The organism is Arthrobacter sp. 01T419 (assembly GCF_056398865.1).
This window is the reverse complement of sequence record NZ_JBFTQF010000017.1, coordinates 1-21991: the sequence shown is the minus strand read 5'-3', so window position 1 is coordinate 21991 and position 21991 is coordinate 1. Positions and strand designations below refer to the sequence as shown.

The window sequence follows — 21991 nt, the reverse complement described above, 5'->3', positions numbered from 1 at the left end:
AAACAGTCCCATCTCCCGAGAAACACCCAGAAGGATTACCCCATGCGTTCTATTGAAATAGGCACCCTGCTGAAGGCCGCCCCCGCCCGGGAAGACTGGTCCGAGTCCCGGATGGGTGTCTTCCTGGCGGACATCGAACAGCGGATGGGGCGGAGCTTCGCCGACTACCAGGACGCCTGGCGCTGGTCGGTGGACAACCTTGAGGACTTCTGGGAAGCGGTCTGGGAGCACTTCGAGATCATCGCCCACACCCCTTACGAGACGGTGCTGCGCGACTCAAAGATGCCGGGCGCCGACTGGTTCCCCGGCGCAACGATCAACTACACCGAACATATCGTTCGGGCAGTGGCCAGCCGCAGTGACGAGGTCATGGTGATATCCCGCAGCCAGACCAACGGCAGCTCGGAATGGACCGGTGCCCGGCTGCTGGAGGAAATCGGCCGCATCCAGCAAGGCCTGATCCGCCTCGGCATCACAGCCGGCGACCGCGTGGCCGGGTATTTGCCCAACATTCCCGAGACCCTCGCCGCGTACCTGGCGACCGCAGCACTCGGTGCCATCTGGTGCTCGGTTCCGCCGGAGATGGGCCCCAGGTCCGTCCTTGACCGGATCAGCCAACTGGAACCGTCCCTGATCCTCGCCATCGATGGTTACCGCTGGGGCAGGAAAGACCTCTCCCGGGCCGACGACCTCGCCCAGATCCGACACCAACTTCCGCAGACACCCGCGGTGGTGCTGCCGTACCTGGACCAGGACTGTGACATTCCTGCCGGTGCCACCTCTTACGCCGACTTCACCCACGACCGTGGGGAAATCCGCTGTGAGCCGGTCCCGTTCGCCCACCCGCTCACAGTGCTCTTTTCCTCGGGCACTACCGGTAAACCCAAGGCGATCGTTCACTCCCATGGGGGCCTGTTGCTGGAGCACTTCAAAGCCATGGGACTGCACTTTGACATGGGCCCGAAAGACACCGCGTTCTGGTTCACCACCACCGCCTGGATGGTGTGGACCCTGGGCGTCTCCACCCTGCTGACCGGCGCCGCGACGGTCCTCATGGACGGGGACCCGAACTGGCCATCGATCGACGGCGAGTGGTCCCAATGGGCCGTGGCAGCCGAAACCGGGGCCACCTACCTGGGTACGGGTTCTGCCTACCTCGCGGCCTGCGCGCACGCCGGCCTCACGCCGGGCAGCACCTGGGACCTGAGCCGGCTGCGGGAAATTCAGTGCTCCGGCTCCCCGCTCTCGGCGAATGTCGCCGGCTGGGTCTACGACGCCGTCAGCCCGGGATTGTTGCTGGCCCCCACTTCCGGGGGTACTGATATCTGCGCCGCCTTCCTGGGCGCCAGCCCGCTGACCGGAGTCTATGCAGGTGAGATGGCCTGCCGGCCCCTCGGTGTCTCGGTCGAGTCCTGGGATCCGGAGGGCCGGCCGCTGCACGGCGCCGCCGGCGAGCTCGTGGCCACGAAGCCGATGCCCTCCATGCCGGTCTTCTTCTGGGGGGACGAGAACCGGGAACGCTACCGCGACAGCTACTTCGGCGCCTACGAAGGCGTCTGGCGCCATGGCGACTGGCTCATCGAGACCGAACGGGGCACCTGGGTGATCTCGGGCCGTTCCGATGCCACCCTGAACCGCGGCGGCGTCCGCCTCGGCACGGCGGAGTTCTATGCAGTCCTCGACGGTCTGGCAGCGGTCAAGGACAGCATGGTCCTGCACTTTGAAGACCCCGCCGGCGGCATGGGCCGGCTAGTCCTCCTCATCGAATCCCGGGACGGCGCGGACCAGGTGGAACTAAGGGCCGTGCTGCGGCGGGCACTGAGGACCGAACTCTCACCCCGGCACGTGCCGGACGACGTCGTCTTCGTCCCCAGCATTCCCCGCAATCCGTCGGGAAAGCGGCTGGAAATACCCCTCAAGCGCGTCATCCAGGGCGCCGTCATGGGCGATGTCCTGGACCCCGGTGTACTGGTAAAGCCCGACGACGTCGAAGACACCGTCCGGATCATCAAAAAGGCATTCGCCGCGTGAGCGGGATGTGAAGGAGAGGTTGTTCGGGAGGCAGAACTGCCCTGATCTGCGCGGCCGCTGCCTCGCCGAACGGTAAGGGTTATCTCCGGGCATCGGGGGCCTCCATGGGACTAGTCAACCAGAACAAACCTCAGCTGCCACCTAGAGCCACTGCTCCCACACAGTCAGTTGGAGCCGCACGAGGCCCGCGTCCGGGTCGCGAGAACCGCCGTCGTCGGTCTGCGAGCCGACGACGGCGGCTGCGAGCCGCGCGGGAAAGTTCACCGCGTGACCCCGGCGGGTACCGGTTCCAACGACTCCGAGCGCACCGGCGTCGGGAGACCCAGGTTTTCGCGCAGGGTCGAGCCGACGTACTCCGTGGGGTACACGCCCCGTTCCTGCAGCTCGGGCACCAAGTAGTTCACGATGTCATCCAGGCCCGTGGGGATGAGCCATGGCGAGATGTTGAAGCCGTCCACGGCGCCCACCCGGGCGTATTCGGCCAGGGTGTCGGCCACGGCTGTGTAGGATCCCGTGAAGGTCGCGTCCACCCTGGAAGTCCTGGAGCTCACGAACTGCCGGATGGACAGACCCTTCTCCTTGGCCTCGGCGCACCACTGCTCGGCGAGTTGCCGGGCCTTGGCACCGTGGAAACCACTGCCACGGGTCTCGGAGGTCTCCTCCACCACCGGATCGATCTCCGGAAGTGGACCATCGGGATCGTAGGCGGACAATTCACGGCCCCAGAATTGCTCGAGATACGCAACTGCCTGCTGCGGCCCGATCTGCAGGCTTCGGACCCATTCCTTCTTTTCGTGCGCTTCCTCGTCGGTCGCCGCGAGGATGAACTCGCTGGCAGGCATGATCTGGACGTCGTTGGCTCCGCGCCCGGCAGCCAGGGTGCGCGAGACGATATCGGAGCGGAACTCCACGGCGTCGTCGAACTTCGGGTGCGCCGAGAAGATGACATCCGCCTGGCGGGCGGCGAAGTCGCGTCCTTCTGGGGAATCGCCGGCTTGGAACAACACAGGCCTGTACTGGGCGCTGCGCGGCAACCGCGGCGTCACATCCACGGAATAGTTCTGCCCGGAATGGCGCACGCTCCGCGCATGGCCGGGAACCGCCCAGGAATCCGCGGAAACGGACGAGGAAACCGCACTTTCCTCCCACGAATCCCAGATCCTCTTGGCCGTGTCCACGAAGGCTTCGGCATGGACATAGCGATCGGCATGGTCCAGATAGCCGCCCCGCCGGAAGTTGGCCCCGGTCCAGGCATTGTCTGTGGTCACGACGTTCCATGCCGCACGCCCGCCGGAGAGCAAGTCGAGCGAAGCGAGCCGGTGCGCGAGGTCGGCGGGATCGTTGTACGTGGTGTTCTGCGTGGCCACGAGCCCGATGTTGGACGTCACCGACGCGAGCGCCGCGAGCATGGTCTGCGCGTCCGGCCTGCCCGCGACATCCAAGGCGTGCGGACGGCCGAGGTGCTCACGCAAGCGCAGGCCCTCGCCCAGGAAGAAGGCAGCGAACAGCCCGCGCTCGGCGGTCTGGGCGATCCTCCGGAACGACTCGAAGTCGGTCTGCGAACCGGATTCGGGGGCCTTCCAGATGGTGCCGGAGTTGACGCCCTGGAAGAAGATCCCGAACTGGATCTTCCCGCTCGGCTGGAATTTAGCACGGTTGTGCTGTGTCATGTTGTCTCCTCAGTTTTCCGAGCCAACGACGGCGGCGCCCGCCACCGCGCCCAAGCCCGCCGACGCGCCTACTTGCCCGTAACGGCTCACAGGACGATCCAAGCCCAGCAATTCCCGGAACGTGCTGCCCTGGGCAACGGGCTTCAGCGCCCCGCGACGCCGAAGCTCGGGCAGCACCAACTGGGCCAGCTCCTCAAGCTCTATGTCCAGGACCGCCGGATGCAGCCGAACGCCGTCGGCCACCGCGAGCAGCTCGGCAAGGAAGTCCACCAGTTCCGCGGCCGTGCCGACGAAACGCGCACGGGAACTGGACCACGGAGTAAACGCGTCCAGTTCGGCGAGCCGCGCGGAGGCTCTTTGCCCGCGCGAGTCAAGGACGACGTCGAGCTCCGCGACTACCGCGGCGCCTCCCGCAAGATCCGGGCCGCCCCCAGCAATAGCCCGACGTACCTCCGCCACCTCCGCGGAGAGCAGCGAAGTTGTCGGAGCGGACACCAGCACCACATCGACATCCGAAGGAAGCACGCCAGCCTGGGCAATCACGGGCAACTGCCCCTGCAGCGGGCGCGGAATGATCGAGGGTCCCTTCACGGAGTACCCGGGCCCTGCGAAATCCACTGGCGTCTCGAAGTCGACGTAGTGCAGTTTGTCGACATCAAGGTACCGCCCGGTGGCCACGTCGCGGATCACGGCGCCGTCCTCCCAGGAATCCCAAAGCCGCCGGCTCACTTCCACCGACGCCGCGGCCTCCTGCGCCAGCGCGGCACCGTCCACAAAAGAGCGCCCGACGGCGGCAGCCTCCTCCGCGGAGCGGCTCGCCGCGACGAGCCAACCGGCCCGTCCACGCGAGACATAGTCCAGGCTCGCCAGCTGCGTCGAGATGTGGAACGGCTCGGTGTAGACCGTGTCCACTTCCGGGACCAGCACAATGGAACTTGTCACCGGCCCGGCGAAGGCGGCCCGCTGCAAGGCGTTCAGGCGGCCGGCAACGTCACGTCCAGAACTCACAGGCCCATCGGCGAACGTCGCCACATGAAACCCCGCCGACTCCGCCGCCAGCGCCGTACTCCGGATTCGCGCACCGTTCAGCAGCTCATGCGGGGCGTGCCGGGCTTTGCGCCAGGCGGCTGGGTGGGCCCCGTCGCCGTCGAGCTCCAGGGCCAAGAATCCGGGGCGGCCTGGACGAGGGATGCCGCTCATTGTTGTTCCTGCCTTTCATAAGGAATCTGTTCGCCGGCTTCAATGGCCACGGCCAGCCGGTTTTCTGCAGGCGGCAGCGGGCAAGTGGCGAGGTCCGTGTAGGCGCACGGCAGGTTGACGGCACGGTTGAAATCGAGGACCACGGAACCGTCGGCATTCGGGACAACGGTGAGCGAGCGGTTGGCCGCGTAGGTGGTCTTGCCTGACGTTGCATCCGTGAACAACACCGAGAGCGTGCCCGGGCCATGTCCATTGAAGGCCGTCAGCACCAGATCCTGGCCCGCAAGCGTGAAATGGAGCTCGCCCGGCGCTTCGTAGACGTGCTGGATGCCTTCGACGGCGGCGCCCACGGTGGTCGGTCGGGGGACCTCGAACGGCACGAACGTACCGTTCACGGCGAAGGAAGCATCGGGCGCGTATGTCGGTGTGCCGCGGTACTCATTGAGCAGCGGGTTCCCGGGGTGCCGAGGACGGACGATGTACTCGCCGCCGCGCTTGGCCAGCTCGACGACGGCGTCCCCCACCTTGAGGTTGAGGCCGTCCCGTTCCGCGATCGGGCCGAAAGTGACGGTGGTCCCGACGCCGTCGGGGTTGAGTTCATGGCCATCCCTCAGCAGGCTTTCGCCTGCCCCCAAAACTACGGTGACGACGTCGTTCTCCACACTCCAACTGCCGGGCACCCCGTCCAGTGGAGCAGCTGCGCCGCCAGGCCGATGCGAATGCCCAAGCCAGTGCAGGTGGGTGACGGCGAGGAATCCGTGCGGATCGGCGCGGTGGCGTTCGTGCGCTGCGTGCCATTCCCGCCACTCGGCAGCGAAGGCCGCAGTGGTGGGGGCAGCCGTTTCAGTGGGCGTAGACATTTTCACTCCTGTGGTTTGCGTGGTCTGCGGTGACGGTTCCCGCGGCGTCAGGCGAGGTGGCTCCAGCGAATTCCGGGCGGCCTCCGTAAGGATCCGCAGGCTCCCACAGGGTGGTGGGCGCGGCAGCGCGGACAGCCGGGATGACCTCGAGCGCGAACCGCTCCAGGATCTCCAGTTGCTGCTCGAAAGGCAGGGTGGTGGGCAAGGAAATGGATTGCAGATCGTGGCCGTAGAGCGAGTGGTAGCTCAGGATCTTGTCGATGACCTGTTCCGGGCTGCCCACCAGTGCGGGCCCTTCAGCCACGGCGTGGTCGATGTCCCGGAACGGCGAATTGTTGCCCGGGACGTTGCGTCCGATCGTCAACGCCTCGTAGACCGGCCCGAACTGGCGCTTGGCTTCCCGCGTGGTGTCCGCGATGAACACGCCACCTGCGCCGGAACCCGAGCCGAGGTATTGGTGGCGCGGATCGTGACCGTGGCGTTCGTATTCCTCGCGGTAATGGTCGATCAGGATCTTGTAGTTCTCGCGAGGCTGGATGGCGTTGGCGGTGAACAACGGGTCGCCCCATTGGGCGGCGAGCGCGGCCGAGGTCAGGGTTGTAGCCGAGCCGTGCCAAATCCGCGGCGACCCGGCAAACGGTCGCGGCGTCGTCGTGGTCGCTTCGGTCAATGCGGGCCGGAAACGGCCGGACCAGGTGACGCCTTCCTCCCGCCACAGCCGCCGCAGCAAGCCATACTTTTCGGCAAGCAGCTCCCACTGTTCATCAAGGGAGAGCCCAAACAAGGGGTACTGCAGCACTTCGTTGCCCTTGCCGATCACGAGTTCCAGGCGGCCGCGGCTCAGTTGGTCGATGGTGGCGTAGTCTTCGGCCACCCGCACCGGATCGAGCACGGACAAGACGGTGACCCCGGTCTGCAGCCGGATGCGACTCGTGACGGCCGCGATCGCGGCGAGGACCGTCGTCGGGGACGACGAGATGAACTCACCGGCGTGCCGCTCCCCCACCGCGAAACTGTCAAAACCCAGCTCCTCGGCCCGGCGGGCAGTGTGCACCACCTGGTTGAGCCGCTCCGCCGTCGAGACAATTTCCCCGGTTACCGGGTTCTTCAGGTGCGGAATGATATCGAGGACCTGGAACTTCACTTCGCACCAGCCCCAAACGTTGCCTCAGTAACGGTCTTGGATTCCGCCAGCGCTTCCTCGGATAATCCCCAGCGATCCAGGACCTTGCCGTAGGAGCCGTCCTTGATGGCCGAATTCAGGGCATCCGTGATGGCCGGGGCCAGCCCGTTGCCCTTGAGGGTGGTGGCCGCGACGAGCGTCTCGGAGGGCCAGCCGGCGTTGACCTTGCCCACCACTTTCAAGTCGTTCCGGGTGTTTTCCCGGTAGGACACGGACGGGTAGGGCGCGATGTTCAAGTCTGTCCGCCCGGAGGAGAGCGCCAGGATGGTGTCGGCGTCGGAAGAGTAGTACTGCAGGGTCGCCGGAGCCTTGCCGCGGGACTCCAGGTCCTTGTTCCAGGCCAGAAGGATCTTCTCCTGGTTGGTTCCCGAGCCCACCGAGACCTTCAGCCCCGAGATGTCGTCCGCGCCCTTGATGTTGTAGGTGGACGACTTCTTGGCTTCAAAGCCCATGTACGCGGCGCGATAGCTGGAGAAGTCGAACAGTTTCACCCGGTCCTTGTTGATGCCCACGTTCGAGAACACGGCTTCGAAGTCCCCGGACTGCGTCTTGAGCGGCCAGTTCTCCCACGAAGTGACCTGTACGTCCAGCGCGAGGCCCAGCTTGTCGGCCACAAGTTGTGCGATGTCCACTTCGACGCCGATCGGTGTCTTGTCATCTGTGGCATGGAAGGACAGCGGAATGGATCCGGCCGTGGTGGCAACGGTCAGTTTGCCGTCCTTGCCGATCGCAGCGGGAACCGCGGCTGCCGCGGCCGGATCCTTTTGCGCCCGGATACGATTCTGCTCCGGTGAGGTGTTGTAGACGACGCCGTTGCGGGCGGCGCTTGCGGACGGGCTGGACCCTGCCGCCGAGGCGCCGGGGTCGGAGCAAGCAGCGAGCGCCGGGAGTACGACGGCGGGCAGCACCGCGAGCGCCAGGAGTTTGGTTTTGATGCGAATCATGCGGGGGATTCCTCAGATGTTGAAAGCTGGTTCGATGACTTTGGAGAAGAAGCTGCGCGTGCGGGGTTCGCGGGGATTCGCGAAGATCTCCTGGGGACTGCCCTGCTCCACGATCTGGCCGTCGTCCATGAAGACCACAGTGTCCGCCACGTCGCGGGCAAAGCCCATTTCATGGGTGACGATGATCAACGTGGTGCCCGACGTGGCGAGTTCGCGGATCACGTCCAGGACCTCGTTGACAAGCTCCGGATCCAGGGCCGACGTGGGTTCGTCGAAGAGCAGGATCTTGGGGTCAAGAGCGAGCGCCCGGGCGATGGCGACGCGCTGCTGCTGGCCGCCGGACAATTGCCGTGGATAGGTACCAGCCCGGTCCTTGAGGCCCACGCGGTCCAGAAGTTCCAGGGCACGCTTGCGCGCTTCGGTCTTGTTCCGCTGGAGCGCGACGACGGGCGCTTCAGTCACGTTTTCCAGTGCGGTGAGGTGCGGGAACAGGTTGAAGTTCTGGAACACCATGCCGATGTCCGTGCGCTGCTTGAGGATGTCCTTTTCGCGCAGTTCGTGCAGTTTGTTCCCACGGACCTGGTAGCCCACCAATTGGCCGTCGATGGTGATGTACCCGCCGTCCACTTTTTCCAAGTGGTTAATGGTCCGTAGCAGGGTGGACTTCCCGGAGCCGGAGGGTCCCACGATCACTGCGACTCCGCCTGGCGGAACCGTGAGGGATACACCCTTGAGAACTTCAGTGCCCCCAAAAGACTTGCGGACGTTGGTGATTTCCACGTGGCCGCGGGTTGCAGCGGCGGCCAGCGCCGCCGTCGTCGGGCTTGCAGCAGTACTCATCGGACGTCCTTCGCTCGGCCAAGGTTCACGGGCGCGTGGGTGGCAAAGAACTTCCTGGCCTTCTGCAGCGGAGTGAGCGGCAAGCTGCGGACCGCGCCCTTCGAGTAGTGGCGCTCGATGTAGTACTGGAAGACACTCAGGACCGAGGTAATCGCCACGTACCAGAGGGTCGCCACGAGGAGCAGCGGAAGGACCTGCTGGGTGCGGTTATAGATGACCTGCACGGTGTAGAAGAGCTCGGAATAGGCCAAGACGTAGACGATCGATGTTCCCTTGACCAGGCCGATGATCTCATTGAAAGCGGTGGGCAGGATGGCGCGCATGGCCTGCGGCAACACAATCCTCGTGGAGCGTCGCCATGCCGGAATGCCCAAGGCCGCGGCTGCCTCGAGCTGGCCCTGATCCACCGAGAGGATACCGCCACGGATGATCTCCGCCGAGTACGCCGCCTGGTTGAGCGTCAGGCCCAGGACGGCCGCCGCGAATTGGCTGATGAGCGTGGTGGTCTGGACCTCGAAGAAGCGGATATCCGTGAAGGGGAGCCCTAAGCTGATTTTCTCGTAGAGGTAGCCCAGGTTGTACCAAAGCAGCATCTGCACCAACAACGGCGTTGACCGGAAGATCCAGGAAAACGTCCAGGACACCGAAACCAGGAGCGGGGACGCGGAAAGCCTCATGAGTGCCAGGATGAAGCCGAGGACAAAGCCGAGCGCGCCGGAGATGGCCGTCAGCTTCAGTGTCTCCACCAGGCCGTTCACCACGGACTGCGCGGTGAACCATTGCGCCACCACACCCCATTCCCAGCGCGGGTTGGTCGCTAGGGACCAGGCCACCGCGACGACGCCGAGCGCCACCAGGACGGTGCCTACCCAACGCCATGGTTGCCGGGCCGGGACCAGTTTGTAGCCGGAGTAGTCGGCTGCGGGCCGGGCGACGGCCCTGTGGGCTGCGGCACTCTGGGCAGCGTCCGCCGTCGGACTTTCCGCAACAGCGCCGGTGGGCGCCGGTTCCGGTGCAGATTGCTGTGCGGACTGCGCCACTGTGGTTGCTGCTGAACTCATGCGCCACCTCGCTTCATATCGCTTGTCTTATCGGATGGCTGCCAATCTAGGGGCGCGTTCGAAGCGGCCGCAAGGCGGATTTTTGCACTTCTTCACGGGGCTTAATGGCGCTTCGCCCCGCTTCATATGGAGCCATATGAGTCGGTTCTTTGCGCCTTTTGACGCGCCATGTCGCGGGGTGAACGGCGGTTACCCGGGCCTCGACCGAAGTCCCAAAGCATCCCTAGGCTCGGGTACCAACAGCCACCGCCAACAGGAGTTGCCATGCCGCCCTTCGCCCCCACCATCGTGTTCATTGGCGGTGGTCCGCGCTCAGCCGGCATACTCGAACGGCTCGCGGCCAACAAGCCTGGCCTCTTCGACGGACAGCTCTCCATCCATGTCGTTGAGCCGCACGAACCCGGTTCCGGGAGGATCTGGCGCTATGACCAGAGCCCGGGGCTCCTGCTCAACTCCACCGCAGCGGATGTCACGATGTTCACCGACAGTTCGGTGGCCTGCGACGGTCCCTCCGTGGAGGGTCCGGGTCTCGCCGCCTGGGCAACCGCCGTGCTTGACGGTTCCATCCGCGACGTGCCGCAGTTCGAACCCCACATCCTTGAGCAACTCAGGGCGCTGACACCGGCGTCGTTTCCCAGCCGCCAGCTCCAGAGCAAGTACCTCGAGTGGTTCTTCCGCCGGGCCGTCGCGGCACTCGGCCCGGACGTCACGGTGACGGTCCACCGGGACACGGCCACCGCCGTCGAACGCTACTCTCCGGAAGGTCCGGCAGCGCCCGACGGCGGTCCGCGGTACCGCGTGCGTCTCGCCTCGGGTGGGGTGCTGGAAGCCGACCTCGTGGTGTACTCGCTGGGCCACACGGACTCCCAAGCCGAGCCGGAATCTGCGCGGCTCGGCGACTTCGCTGCCCGGCACGGCGGGTTCCATGCGGCGCCGTCGTACACCACCGACGTCGACTATTCGGCGATCGCCCCCGGCCAGGATGTCCTGGTTTCGGGCATGGGGCTGGCGTTCGTGGATCTGCTGGTGCTCTTGTTCGAGGGCCGCGGCGGCCGCTTCGAAGACAGGCCCGACGGCGGCCTGGACTACGTGCCATCCGGCGCCGAACCGCGGCTCTGGGCGGGCTCCCGGAGAGGAGTCCCCTACCACTCCAAGATCTCCTCCACCCTGCACGGCGAGCCCACCGGCGCCCCTAAGTACTTCACTGCCAGCGCCGTCGAATCGTTGCTCGCCGCCCACGAAGAGCTGGATTTCCGCACGCAGCTCTGGCCCCTCATTGCCAAGGACGCCGGCTACGCCTACTACCGCGAGCTCTTCACCGGCTATCCGGCACGCGTCCGCGGCAGCTGGGAAGAATTTTCGCTGCGATTCGATGGCCTGGATTGGAACTGCCGCGAACGCGAGGACCTCGTTGCCGCGGCCATCCCCGACCCGGTCCTCCGGCTCGACCTCGAAGCCCTGGACCAACCGTTCAGCGGCTGCGCCTTCGCGGACCATGCCGCGGTGCAGAGATCCGTGGCCAACTACATCGATCGCGACCTCCAGCTCCGCACGAGTCCTGACCATTCGGAAACCTTGGCCTTGTTCACGGCCCTGCTCCGGGTCTACATGGAACTCGGCCGGCTGGTCCCGCAGGAACGGCTCAACTCGCGCTCCCAGCAAGCGGTGCACGGATGGTGGCACGGCTTCTTCAGCTTCGTGGATTCCGGCCCGCCGCCCCACCGGTTGCGCGAGATCCTCGCCCTGCACCGGGCCGGGTTGCTCCAGTTCCTTGGCCCGGGCATGTGGGTACGCCCGGACGAAGCCAGCGGCCGATTCGTGGCCGGCTCCTTCCAATCGCCCGTGGTGGTAGACGCATCCGCGTACATCGAGGCCCGGTTGCCGTCGCCGTCGGTGGCGCGTTCGGCCAACCCCGCGCTGGCGGACCTGCACGACGCCGAATGGGGCACCGAACAGCGGCTGCTCACCTCGGACGGCCCGCACTCCACGGGTAAGCTGTTGGTCTCGGGTTCCCACGAAGTCCTGGCTCCCGACGGCGGTCGGCAGATGGGCCTCTTCGCCGTCGGACCCTGGACCTCGGGGTGGGGCGCGGGTGCGTTCGCGCGGCCCGGCACCAACGCTGCACCGTTCCGCGAGAATGACGGCTTGGCCCGCCGCCTCCTGGCCGAACTGTCCGCCCCTCACCCACGCACCAGCCACCCAACTGACTCGCAGTTGTTGTCGTTTTGACGCCTCATAACGACAACAAATGCGAGCTAGTTGGGGAAATTCCCGAAAGGCATGACATGACAACAACGCCAACCCTGCCGTCGTCGGGCCTTTCCGTCCTGAGCCTGCCCATGCGCGATCCGCGCGTGAAGCCCCTCCTGGACGAACTCGCCGTCGAATACACCACGCGCTACGGGGACCTCTTCGGCAGCGGTGGCGCAGCCGAAGAGCTCAACAGGTACCCGGCCGGCGAGTTTGCCGCACCCCACGGTGCCCTGCTCATCCTGCAGGAGAACGGCGAAACCGTGGCGGGCGGGGCATTCCGCCGCTACGACTCCCGTACGGCAGAGCTCAAGCGGATCTGGACGCACTCCGCACACCGCCGTCGTGGGCTGGCCCGGGTGGTTCTCGCCGAGCTGGAGGCCGAGGCCGCGCGGCGTGGTTACCGCCGGATCTACCTCACCACCGGTCCGCGGCAGCCCGAAGCCAAGAACCTGTACCTGGCCACTGGCTACACTCCCTTGTTCGACCTCGACGCGGATCCTGAAGAAATCAAGCATTTGGCGTTCTCGAAGGACCTGGCTTCCATCGAGGCGTGAGATCTCGGCCCTTTGGCTCGCTTGAAGTGCCGAGATCTCACGTTTGGATTGGCTACTCCGCTACCTGGCTACCCCACTGCCTGGCGCGCCGCGGTTTCAATCCGGGCACGGTGCGCGGCCCATTCCTCCGTGCTTCGTCGCGACAAATTCGGATCGCCAGGGCCTTTCCCGGCGGAGCCGTCGATGAGCTCGCGAAGGATGTCGGCGTGTCCCAAGTGCTGGGCTGACTCGACGCACATGTGCACCAGGATCTGATGGAGCGTCACGTGGCGGCGTTCTTCCGACCACCAGGGCACTTCGCCGGGGGCATCGAGCGGTAGGGCCTCGATGGTCGCATCACTGTGCTCGGCCGAGAATCGATGCAGTTCGACGATCTCCTCGCGGGTTTCTTCCGTCGGAACCCACAGGTCCGCGTCGGCCTCGGCGTCGTCCGCAAGCCAGGGTAAGTCCCAGCCGCTGGGCCGGCCGAAGACCTCCCCGAAATACCCGAGCTCTACGCTGGCCACATGTTTGAGGAGTCCCAGAAGGTTGGTGCCGGTGGGGGTCATGGGCCGGCGGACGTCGTACTCGTCGAGTCCGTCGAGCTTGGCGAGGAGATCGCCGCGCCGGGCGCGCAGGTATTTGAGCAGAACCGCTTTGTCATCCATGCCGGGCACTATACCGCTTCCGGTTCAGCGGGCATCGGGTGCAGGTACCTTCTCATGACGGTCCCGCGTGTGTACCGTCGGTGCATGGCCAAGCTGATTTACGCAGGAATCATGTCGCTGGACGGCTACACCGCCGATGCCAACGGAAAGTTCGATTGGAGCATGCCCGACGAAGAAGTGCACAGCTTCGTCAATGACCTTGAGCGGCCGGTCGGCACCTATCTCTATGGCCGACGGATGTACGAGGTCATGTCCGCGTGGGAGGACATGTCCCTTTCTGAGGAGCCACCGGTCATGCGTGACTACGCGGAGATTTGGCGTGCCGCGGACAAGATCGTGTATTCCAGCAGCTTGGCGGGTCCGTCCACTGCGAGGACGCGTATTGAGCGGGAGTTCGACGCCGGAGCCATCCGCGCGCTGAAAGAGGCGGCAGAGAGGGACATGTCCATTGGTGGCACAGTGCTCGCTGCGCAAGCCATCAAAGCCGGCCTGGTGGACGAGTTCGGTCTCTTCCTCACGCCGGTGGTCGTCGGAGGCGGCAAACAGTTCCTCCCCGACGGCATCAGGATGACGCTCAAGCTGCTGGACGAGCGCCGCTTTGACAACGGCGTGGTCTACCTCCGGTACGCCAAGGGGGCATGAGCGGAACGTCAAATGTTTTCGGCCAAACTGCGGCCCTGCGCCGCTAGGCTATGCGCATGGCCAACAAAACCACAGCTGAAAAACTCGCCACGATCCAGCAGGGATACACCCTCGAAGGCGCCACGATCGAGCTAGGCGCAGCCATCGTCGACGGCGAAGTCCACAAAGAAGCGCAAGTCCGGTTGCCGCTGTCCATGATGAACCGGCATGGCCTGGTAGCTGGCGCGACTGGCACGGGCAAGACCGTCACCCTGCACATGATGGCAGAACAACTTTCCACCGCCGGAGTCCCGGTTTTCCTCGCGGATATCAAGGGGGACCTTTCAGGACTCGCCACCGAGGCGACGGCCAGCGAAAAACTCACGGCCCGCACAGCCAGCCTCGGCCAACAGTGGGCAGGCAAGGCTTTTCCGGTCGAGTTCCTCTCGCTGGGCGGCGATGGCAACGGCGTTCCCGTCCGCGCAACTATCACCTCGTTCGGCCCGATCCTGCTTTCGCGCATCATGGAGCTCAACGACACCCAGGAATCCAGCCTGCAGCTGATCTTCCATTTCGCGGATCAGAAAAAGCTGGAACTGATCGACCTCAAGGACCTGCGAGCGGTCATCCAGTTCTTGACCTCTGATGAAGGCAAGGCGGAACTCCAAGACCTCGGCGGGCYCTCCAAGGCAACGGCCGGCGTCATCCTGCGTGAACTCGTCAACCTTGAGGCGCAGGGCATGGAGAAGTTCTTCGGCGAACCGGAATTCGATACGGCAGAGCTGCTCCGCACTGCCCCGGACGGCCGCGGCGTGGTCAGTTGCCTCGAACTGCCCACGCTCCAGACCAAGCCCATGCTCTTTTCGACGTTCCTTATGTGGCTGCTTGCGGACCTTTTCGAAGACCTGCCCGAAGCGGGAGACCTGGACAAACCCAAGCTCGTGTTCTTCCTCGACGAAGCCCACTTGCTCTTCAATGGCGCGTCCAAGGCCTTCCTCGACGCCATCACCACCACCGTGCGGCTCATCCGGTCCAAGGGTGTCGGCATCTTCTTTGTCACCCAGACACCCAAGGATGTTCCTGCCGATGTCCTTGGCCAACTTGCCAATCGGGTCCAGCACGCCCTGCGCGCCTTCACCCCGGAGGATGCCAAAGCCCTCAAGGCCACGGTGTCCACGTTCCCGGTGAGCGACTACGACCTTGAAGAAACCCTCACCTCCGCAGGCATTGGTGAAGCGGTCGTCACCGTCATGAACGAAAAGGGCGCGCCCACACCGGTTGCCCTGACCAAGCTGCGCGCACCGGAATCCGTGATGGGTCCCAGTGCGGACGATCTGATCCGCAGTACCATTGCGGCTTCATCACTCCTCCCCAAGTACGGCACCGCTGTTGACAACATTTCGGCTTACGAGAAACTGACCGGCAAGGGCACCGCACCCACTACCGGAGAAGCGGCGCCAGGTCAGCCGCCGGTGCCTGCTTCCCTTGACCCCAACGCCGTGGATGCCGATGCCCGCAGAATCGAAGAAGAGATCCTTGGCCGCCCCAGCAGCCGTCCACTGCCGGGCTCAGTACCCGTCGAGTTGCCCCCGGCACCGGCACCAGCCCATGCACCGGCGCCAGTTCCCCAGCAGGACGGCGGCGGAATGATGGGCGATCTTGCCGGCGTACTGGGCGGTGCGCTCGGCGGCGGAATCAAGAGCATGGCACGGTCGCTCGGCACGCAACTCGGCCGGGAATTGCTCCGCGGAGTGTTCGGAACCTCATCGCGTCGCCGGCGCTAAAACGGAGCTGCCACCTGCCGTCGTGCCTTTCCTACAGCATGTTCGCTCGTCACGTGAGGGGAAGGATGCCGAGGTATTGCGGACCCTGCAGGTAACGTAAAGGGCGTGCAGTTGAGTCAAGCGTTGGTCAAGACCGCGGCCGGGTGGCTGCTCGGTCTGATGCTTGCTGTCGCCGCTGCGATCGTCTCCATCAACCTCGTGAGCAACTCCGTAGCCAGTCCACAGCAGCAAGTTCGCGAGTACCTGGGAGCCCTCCAGAAGGGCCATGGCGGCGAGGCACTCGGGCTTCTGCATGCGTCCGTACCCAACGCCAACGCCGCGATGCTGGACGGTACTGCCCTGCAGACGGCGGCCTCGAAGATGACCGATATCAAGATCGGCAACGCCGAATCCCGCGGTGGCAACCGCGTGACGGTCCCTATGGACTACCAAATGGACGGCAAGGCGATGCACTCGGATTTCTTGCTTGAACGGACGGGCACCGAGTGGCTGTTCTTCGGCAAATGGTCCTTCGTGCCGTCATCCCTGCCGACTATCGAGGTGACCGTAGTCAACGCCAACGAGGCGACCCTGAACGGCGTCCCGGTGAACCTGCCCAATGGCCGCAACAGCTTTGCCGTGTTTTACCCTGGCCAATACGAGGCAAGCCTCACGGGCAAATACTTCTCGGCACCCTCCACCAGCACGTCAGTGACCGCCGGCGCGTCGCCCCAGGCACCCCTCAACCTCCTGACGAAGCCCACGGACGCCATGATCAAGGTGGTCAGCGACAAGGTCAAGGAATTCCTGGACAACTGCGCCGCCGAAGCCACGAAGCAACAAAAGCTTCAGCCCGACTGCCCGTTCTACCACGTCACCAACAGCCGGGTGGTGGACGGCACCATCAAGTGGCAAATCACGGAGTACCCCAAGGTGAGTATCGATCCCTTTGATGGCCAATGGGTGGTGGCACCACTCAATGGCAAGGCCCGGGTAACCGCCCGCGAGATCGATCTCTTCAGCGGATTGGTCGGTGACCTCAACGCGGTCCACGATTTCAGCTTCACCACGCGGTTGGACATCGGCGCCGATACCATCACGGTCACCCCGCTGGTGAGCTTCTAGGTTTCGCCGTTGAGTGGGCCAGCGTCACATAGCGCAGGTTTTTGGCCGTGACCGACTCCCCCAATCCCCGAGTTTCCGGGGCTGTCCTCGACGCTGGACGCTAAAAAGTTGCTCAGCGTGACGCCGCGAAGGCCCCGGCCAGCCCCTGCCTAGTCCATCCCGCGCAGGTCAAGCACCAATGCGGAGTCGCCGTCGGCCTGCAAAACCACGGGGATGCCCCAGTCCTGCTGGTACAAGTGGCACGCGGCGTGATCGGGAATTTCGCCGTCCTCCGTCTCCGGGCCGTCGCACGCGGCCGCGCGGGCCGTGATGTGGAGGATCCCTTCAKGCACGTCCGCGGACAGCTCGAGGGTCCGCAGCAGCCCCACGGACGTGCCACCGCCGGAAAGCAGCAGCTCGGGCGGGGTCGACGAGATCTTCAGCTGCGTGGGGTCGCCCCAGCGGTCGTCAAGCTTCTGGCCGGTCGGGGCCGTGAAGCGCACCGTGAGCTCCAGGTTTCCCGGCGCCACGGGGCTCTTGGGCCGGTGCGTCTGGGAGGCCCCCTCGTCCACCTGCTGGGCTTCCTTGGGGATGGGGACCAGGACCAATTGGTGCTTGTTGGACTCCACCACCACCAGCAGCGGCTCGCCGCTCTCCGGGTAGACCACGACGACGTCGCTCGGCTCCGCGAGTCCCCTCGCCAAAGTCGATACGGTCTTAGTGGCGGGGTCGTAGCGCCTCACGGCACCGTTGTAGGTGTCGGCGATGGCCACGGAACCGTCGGGGAGCACCGTGACGCCCAAGGGGTGCTGCAGACGGGCTTCGGTGGCCTCGCCGTCCCGGAAGCCGAAATCGAACAACCCCTTGCCCACGGCCGACTCAACGGTTACGCCGGTTTCGCCAAGGACCAGGCGGCGCAATGCCGAGGTCTCGGAATCGGCCACCCAGATGTTGTCGTCGGCATCCACGGCCAGGCCGGAAGGCTGGGCGAACCAAGCTTCCTCGGCAGCTCCGTCCAGCAAGCCCTCAAGGCCCGAGCCGGCCAGGATGGACACCTCGCCGCTCAACGGCTCGAAGGCGAAGATCTGGTGCGTGCCGGCCATCGCGATGACAACGCGCTGCAGCTTCTCGCTCCACACCACGTCCCACGGCGAGGACAGGGACACCCCGGTCCCAAGACCCAGCACTCCGACGTCCACCGCGTCGGCAGCGAAGTCAGCCGGACCGCCGTCGTGGTGTTCAGCCCAAACTCCGGCACCGCTGTCCGTCACGCGGGCAGGGCCGGCGTCGAGCAGTCGCTGCACCCCATTGCCGGCAACAGTCTGCACATAACCGGAGCTGAGCGTGACGCCCCGGAGGCGGTGGTTCACAGTGTCCGCCACGACGGCTTCGTAACCGAGCTGCCAAGCCAGCGACGACGGGAGGACCGCCACGCCCTGCGGCTCGTTGAACTGGGCGATTTCCGCTGCGCCGTCCAGGTAGCCCTTGGTGCCGGAGCCGATGACACGCTCCACGGTCTCGAGGTCCGGGCGCAGTTCCACCAGGCGGTGGTGGCCGGAATCGACCACGAGGTAGTTGCCGTTGTCCAGCTGGGTCGCCTTACCCGGGAAACGCAGGGTGCCCGACGTCGGGACGGGAGCCACGTAGGGTCCGTCACCGCGGTGGAGGGTCCCCTTGGCGTCGTGCTCGGCCACGAGCTCCTCGAGGAGCACCCCGAGGCCGTCCGCATGGCCCTCACCAGAGAGGTGCGCGACGATGTAGCCTTCAGGATCCACTACCACCAGCGTGGGCCAAGCGCGGGCCGTGTAGGCCTTCCACGTGGCGAGCTCGGGGTCGTCCAGGACGGGATGGTGGATTTCGTAGCGCTCCACGGCAGATGCGAGGGCCACGGGATCGGCCTCGTGCTCGAACTTGGGGGAGTGCACGCCAACCGTCACTAGGACGTCGGAATACTTCTCCTCAAGCGGGCGCAGCTCGTCCAGCACATGGAGGCAGTTGATGCAGCAGAACGTCCAGAAGTCCAGCAGCACGATCTTGCCCCGCAGCGCTTCCAGGTCCAGGGACTTGCCCCCGGTGTTGAGCCAGCCACGGCCCACCAGTTCAGAGGCGCGGACACGCAGTTGGGTGCGTACGGTTTCGCTCATCAGCGTCCTTCCAGATTGGTTTCGCTTTCGGGGCGCTTGGAGCCCCGATCAGCCAGTTTGGCATCGCGGTCTGCAAGCCGCGCAAACATATCGTTGTAAGCATTAAGGTCGGCGTCGTTATTCCTGTCGGCAGCGCGGTCGGTGCGTTTGGTCTCACGCTCATCCGAGCGGGACCACATGACCGCGACGCCAATCGCCACCAGCAACGTGGGGACTTCACCGATTCCCCAGGCAACGGCGCCGCCCATCTGCTGGTCTGCCAGAGCCGAAAGCCCCCACGTCCGGCCGAGGTTGCCAAAGTAGTCGGCGGCGAGCAGCCCGGTGCCTCCCATGATTGACACACCGAAGAAGGCGTGGAAGGCCATGGTGGCCAGCAGGAGAAGCAGCCGCATGGGGTACGGCGCCCGGAGAGGCAAGGGGTCCGTACCGATCATCGTGAGGACAAAAATGTAGCCGGTCAGCAGGAAATGCAGGTTCATGAGCTCATGGCCCACGTGCTCGCGCATCGCCCAGCCGAACGCGTCCGAGAAATAGAAGAGGACGATCGAGCCGGCAAAGTTCGCGGCGGCAAACAGCGGGTGGGTCACCACTTGTGAGAACTTCGAGTGCACAAACACCAGCAGCCACTCACGAAGCCCACGGGAGCCATCTCCGCGAGATCCTTCGCCACGGGACGGTAGTGCTCGCAATGCCAAAGTCACGGGCGAACCGAGGACCAGGAAGAGCGGTGCCACCATGGTCAGCGCCATATGGTCCACCATGTGTGCGGAGAACAGCACGCGCCCATAGACCGACGGCGGTCCGGACGTGATGAACGTCAGCACAGCTAGGCCGATGATCCAGTTGACGGTCCGGAACCAGGACCACGAGTCACCGCGCCGCCGGACCTTCACCACGCCCAGGACGTAGCTCACCGCACCGAAGAGGGCAACAGCCACCCAAAGCCAGTCGAGGCGCCATTCCGTCAGCCAGCGGGCGGGAGTCAGCTCGGGCGGCAACTCGTAACCGGACAGGATGAACGCCGGCGAGGCATCGGGTGCGTACGTGGTGGGCTGCGGTGGTGCCGAACTGGCCAGCGCGACGGCGAGTCCCGACGTCGCGCCCATCACGAGAAGTTCGACCAACACCAGTTGCCAAAGCACGCGGCGGGTGGTCATGGACTTCCGGCCCAGCTGCGGGATCACCCACTGGCGGTGCATGAAACCAATGCCGCCCAGGACAATCGTGGCGAAAGCCTTTGCGAGGATGATCTGGCCGTAGGCAGAACCCACCAACGCGGAGAAGCTGGTAACCCGGATGCTCGCGTTGACGATGCCCGAGGCGAAGACCAGCACGAACGCAAAGCCTGCCAAGGCGGAGAAACGGCTAAGGGTCTGTTCGGTGATGTCTTTGGTACCCGACGCCTTCGAACCCCGCAGGATGCCCGACAGGACCGCGAGCATGATGATGCCACCCACCCAGGTGGACACACCCACCAAGTGGAGGCCGAGGGAGTTGATGGCGCCTTCGTGATCGCTGGAACTAGCCGAATGGCCGATCAGGGCGCTCGGCACCAAGCCGCCCAGGGCCAAGACAAGCGTCAACGCGAGTCCCGCCAGCGAGCGGACGCCGAACAGCGCCGTCGTGACAATCGCGGCGATGATGGTCACCGCGAGCCATGCTTGACCTGTCTGAATGTCGGTCATGAAGTAGACCAGGGAGGCAGTGAACTCCGGGGTGCCGGAGAGGCTCTGGCCGGCGACGTCCGCATAGGTGAGGACAAGGACCGCGACGGCGGAGAGCGTCCACGCGGCGCCTGCGGCTGCCGCTACGGCCAAGGCACGGGCGAATGCGGGGTGCTCAGTGGCATCGCCGCCCTTGGACCGGGATGCCTTGGCGTACTTGGGAAGGATGCCGACGGCGAAGATCAGCCCGCCGATCACGGTCGCCAAGCACACGTTGTGGATGGATTTGGCCACGGGCAGCCCCCAGCGGACCAGCGCGCCGGGATCAGAGACCTGCCGGGCGGCCGCGGCACCTGAGAAGATCAGAGCGGCCGCGAGGGCCAGGAAAAGCGCCGCGAAGCCAGCCAACTGCCACGGCAGTCCGATCCCTTCCACGGCAACGCCTGCCTTGGTTCCCGGCTTGGACGCGGGCGAAGGGGTGGTGGCGGGAGTCTTGGCTGATGGCACCTATCCATTGTCCGCTAACGTAGGCGAGGCGGCGAATCGACAGGGTTAAAGCAGAAAGGCGGCAACCCGCAGGTTGCCGCCTTTCAAGGCATTCGCCGAAGTGTCTTACTTCTTGGCGACAGCTGCCTTCAGCTTGGAGCCAGCGGTCAGCTTGACGCTGTGGCCAGCGGCAATCTGGATGGTCTCGCCGGTCTGCGGGTTGCGGCCCGTGCGGGCAGCGCGGTCGGTGCGCTCGATCGCGAGCCAGCCCGGAATGGTGATCTTCTCGCCAGCGGCGACGGAAGTCTCGAAAACTTCGAACAGTGCATCGAGCACGGAGTTGACTGCAGCCTGGCTGGTGCCAGCCTTGCCAGCTACCTCGGAAACCAGTTCGCTACGGTTCTTAGCCATTTGTGTCCTCCTGGACTTTACGATTTTGGAGCTCACACACGGCATGCGTGCGAGCCACTGTTCGAAAACTTACCAGCTTGGAGGGACACGGCCAGCAAATTCCGCGTGTTTCCGCGCCTTTTTGACCAAATTCACCCGATTTCGGGGTGTTTCGGGGCCCAATTCCGCCGCGGGCGAACTCCCCGACCCCGGACGCTCGCTCACGTATGTTGCCTCCCGGCGGGACGCTCGCTCAGGTATGGGGGCTTCCGGCGGGACGCTCCTGCAGTTATCGGGCGTCCCGGCGGGATGCTCGCTCACGTATGGGGGCTTCCGGTGGGACGCTCGCTCACGTATGTTGCCTCCCGGCGGGACGCTCGCTCACGTATGTTGCCTCCCGGCGGGACGGTCCTGCTGTTATCGGGCGTCTTCCGGCGGGGCGGGGTGTCCGGGGGTTGGGTGTCCGGGGGTCCGGTGCCCGGGGTGGGGGTGTGGTTTTAAATGGGTCAGGCCCCGGCACTGGTGTGTCGGGGCCTGACCGTTAATGGTTGTCCGGCGGTGTCCTACTCTCCCTCC

Annotated in this window: 18 protein-coding genes; 6 read left to right on the top strand and 12 right to left on the bottom strand. The window is 65.2% G+C overall.

What is annotated here, in order from left to right:
* The first annotated feature begins 42 nt into the window (after positions 1-42).
* The gene (locus tag AC1DLO_RS19420) at positions 43-2031 is read left to right on the top strand and encodes an acetoacetate--CoA ligase (RefSeq protein ID WP_476891349.1); all 1989 of its coding nucleotides are present in this window, start codon (positions 43-45) and stop codon (positions 2029-2031) included.
* Between the two features lie 141 nt (positions 2032-2172).
* Here AC1DLO_RS19420 and AC1DLO_RS19415 read toward each other — a convergent pair whose 3' ends face one another.
* The 8 genes from AC1DLO_RS19415 to AC1DLO_RS19380 are packed head-to-tail and all read right to left on the bottom strand — an operon-like array spanning position 2173 to position 9789.
* On the bottom strand, positions 2173-2295 hold the full coding sequence (locus AC1DLO_RS19415; protein ID WP_476891348.1) for a hypothetical protein: 123 nt from the start codon (positions 2293-2295) through the stop codon (positions 2173-2175).
* Entirely contained in the window at positions 2292-3701 is a 1410-nt protein-coding gene (locus AC1DLO_RS19410; protein ID WP_476891347.1) for an NtaA/DmoA family FMN-dependent monooxygenase, read from the bottom strand. Before AC1DLO_RS19410 ends, AC1DLO_RS19415 begins: the two co-directional genes overlap by 4 nt.
* 9 nt (positions 3702-3710) lie before the next feature.
* Positions 3711-4901 carry an LLM class flavin-dependent oxidoreductase gene (locus AC1DLO_RS19405; RefSeq protein ID WP_476891346.1) on the bottom strand — a complete coding sequence of 397 codons (1191 nt, stop codon included), beginning with the start codon at positions 4899-4901 and terminating at the stop codon, positions 3711-3713.
* Positions 4898-5761 (bottom strand): DUF1684 domain-containing protein, encoded by an 864-nt coding sequence (locus tag AC1DLO_RS19400; RefSeq protein WP_476891345.1) that lies wholly within the window; start codon positions 5759-5761, stop codon positions 4898-4900. Before AC1DLO_RS19400 ends, AC1DLO_RS19405 begins: the two co-directional genes overlap by 4 nt.
* Positions 5745-6905: an LLM class flavin-dependent oxidoreductase gene (locus AC1DLO_RS19395; protein ID WP_476891344.1), complete on the bottom strand. Its 1161-nt coding sequence runs from the start codon at positions 6903-6905 to the stop codon at positions 5745-5747. Before AC1DLO_RS19395 ends, AC1DLO_RS19400 begins: the two co-directional genes overlap by 17 nt.
* Positions 6902-7888 carry an ABC transporter substrate-binding protein gene (locus AC1DLO_RS19390; protein WP_476891343.1) on the bottom strand — a complete coding sequence of 329 codons (987 nt, stop codon included), beginning with the start codon at positions 7886-7888 and terminating at the stop codon, positions 6902-6904. The genes AC1DLO_RS19395 and AC1DLO_RS19390 overlap by 4 nt, the downstream gene beginning before the upstream one ends.
* A 12-nt stretch (positions 7889-7900) precedes the next feature.
* Positions 7901-8728: an amino acid ABC transporter ATP-binding protein gene (locus AC1DLO_RS19385; RefSeq protein ID WP_476891342.1), complete on the bottom strand. Its 828-nt coding sequence runs from the start codon at positions 8726-8728 to the stop codon at positions 7901-7903.
* Positions 8725-9789, bottom strand: a complete 1065-nt coding sequence (locus AC1DLO_RS19380) for an amino acid ABC transporter permease (RefSeq protein ID WP_476891341.1) — start codon at positions 9787-9789, stop codon at positions 8725-8727. The genes AC1DLO_RS19385 and AC1DLO_RS19380 overlap by 4 nt, the downstream gene beginning before the upstream one ends.
* A 264-nt stretch (positions 9790-10053) precedes the next feature.
* Between AC1DLO_RS19380 and AC1DLO_RS19375 the strand changes: the two genes are divergently transcribed.
* Positions 10054-12018 carry an FAD/NAD(P)-binding protein gene (locus AC1DLO_RS19375; RefSeq protein WP_476891340.1) on the top strand — a complete coding sequence of 655 codons (1965 nt, stop codon included), beginning with the start codon at positions 10054-10056 and terminating at the stop codon, positions 12016-12018.
* A gap of 56 nt (positions 12019-12074) precedes the next feature.
* Positions 12075-12596 (top strand): GNAT family N-acetyltransferase, encoded by a 522-nt coding sequence (locus AC1DLO_RS19370; protein WP_476891339.1) that lies wholly within the window; start codon positions 12075-12077, stop codon positions 12594-12596.
* A 68-nt stretch (positions 12597-12664) separates the two neighbouring features.
* Here the strand turns inward: AC1DLO_RS19370 and AC1DLO_RS19365 are convergent, their stop codons facing one another.
* Positions 12665-13243: a DinB family protein gene (locus AC1DLO_RS19365; protein WP_476891338.1), complete on the bottom strand. Its 579-nt coding sequence runs from the start codon at positions 13241-13243 to the stop codon at positions 12665-12667.
* Between the two features lie 84 nt (positions 13244-13327).
* On the opposite strand from AC1DLO_RS19365, the gene AC1DLO_RS19360 reads away from it, so the two are divergent.
* The 3 genes from AC1DLO_RS19360 (at position 13328) to AC1DLO_RS19350 (ending at position 16752) form a co-directional block, all read left to right on the top strand.
* Positions 13328-13885, top strand: a complete 558-nt coding sequence (locus tag AC1DLO_RS19360) for a dihydrofolate reductase family protein (RefSeq protein WP_476891337.1) — start codon at positions 13328-13330, stop codon at positions 13883-13885.
* A gap of 56 nt (positions 13886-13941) precedes the next feature.
* Positions 13942-15648, top strand: coding sequence for a helicase HerA-like domain-containing protein (locus AC1DLO_RS19355; protein ID WP_476914573.1), 1707 nt, complete (start codon positions 13942-13944; stop codon positions 15646-15648).
* 111 nt (positions 15649-15759) lie between these two features.
* Positions 15760-16752 carry a hypothetical protein gene (locus AC1DLO_RS19350; RefSeq protein WP_476891448.1) on the top strand — a complete coding sequence of 331 codons (993 nt, stop codon included), beginning with the start codon at positions 15760-15762 and terminating at the stop codon, positions 16750-16752.
* Between the two features lie 149 nt (positions 16753-16901).
* Here AC1DLO_RS19350 and AC1DLO_RS19345 read toward each other — a convergent pair whose 3' ends face one another.
* The 3 genes from AC1DLO_RS19345 to AC1DLO_RS19335 all read right to left on the bottom strand — a co-directional run bounded on the left by AC1DLO_RS19345 (position 16902) and on the right by AC1DLO_RS19335 (position 21436).
* Positions 16902-18875: an NHL domain-containing thioredoxin family protein gene (locus AC1DLO_RS19345; protein ID WP_476914572.1), complete on the bottom strand. Its 1974-nt coding sequence runs from the start codon at positions 18873-18875 to the stop codon at positions 16902-16904.
* Positions 18875-21046, bottom strand: a complete 2172-nt coding sequence (locus AC1DLO_RS19340; protein ID WP_476891334.1) for a bifunctional copper resistance protein CopD/cytochrome c oxidase assembly protein — start codon at positions 21044-21046, stop codon at positions 18875-18877. The genes AC1DLO_RS19345 and AC1DLO_RS19340 overlap by 1 nt, the downstream gene beginning before the upstream one ends.
* A gap of 105 nt (positions 21047-21151) precedes the next feature.
* Positions 21152-21436, bottom strand: a complete 285-nt coding sequence (locus AC1DLO_RS19335; RefSeq protein ID WP_184739845.1) for an HU family DNA-binding protein — start codon at positions 21434-21436, stop codon at positions 21152-21154.
* Positions 21437-21991 lie beyond the last annotated feature (555 nt).

Bases quoted from the DNA above. Each gene is read 5' to 3' on its own strand.
- AC1DLO_RS19405 (WP_476891346.1), bottom strand. From the start codon at position 4,901: ATGAGCGGCATCCCTCGTCCAGGCCGCCCCGGATTCTTGGCCCTGGAG.
- AC1DLO_RS19375 (WP_476891340.1), top strand. From the start codon at position 10,054: ATGCCGCCCTTCGCCCCCACCATCGTGTTCATTGGCGGTGGTCCGCGC.
- AC1DLO_RS19420 (WP_476891349.1), top strand. From the start codon at position 43: ATGCGTTCTATTGAAATAGGCACCCTGCTGAAGGCCGCCCCCGCCCGG.
- AC1DLO_RS19365 (WP_476891338.1), bottom strand. From the start codon at position 13,243: ATGGATGACAAAGCGGTTCTGCTCAAATACCTGCGCGCCCGGCGCGGC.
- AC1DLO_RS19335 (WP_184739845.1), bottom strand. From the start codon at position 21,436: ATGGCTAAGAACCGTAGCGAACTGGTTTCCGAGGTAGCTGGCAAGGCT.
- AC1DLO_RS19370 (WP_476891339.1), top strand. From the start codon at position 12,075: ATGACAACAACGCCAACCCTGCCGTCGTCGGGCCTTTCCGTCCTGAGC.
- AC1DLO_RS19410 (WP_476891347.1), bottom strand. From the start codon at position 3,701: ATGACACAGCACAACCGTGCTAAATTCCAGCCGAGCGGGAAGATCCAG.
- AC1DLO_RS19390 (WP_476891343.1), bottom strand. From the start codon at position 7,888: ATGATTCGCATCAAAACCAAACTCCTGGCGCTCGCGGTGCTGCCCGCC.
- AC1DLO_RS19400 (WP_476891345.1), bottom strand. From the start codon at position 5,761: ATGTCTACGCCCACTGAAACGGCTGCCCCCACCACTGCGGCCTTCGCT.
- AC1DLO_RS19360 (WP_476891337.1), top strand. From the start codon at position 13,328: ATGGCCAAGCTGATTTACGCAGGAATCATGTCGCTGGACGGCTACACC.
- AC1DLO_RS19385 (WP_476891342.1), bottom strand. From the start codon at position 8,728: ATGAGTACTGCTGCAAGCCCGACGACGGCGGCGCTGGCCGCCGCTGCA.
- AC1DLO_RS19380 (WP_476891341.1), bottom strand. From the start codon at position 9,789: ATGAGTTCAGCAGCAACCACAGTGGCGCAGTCCGCACAGCAATCTGCA.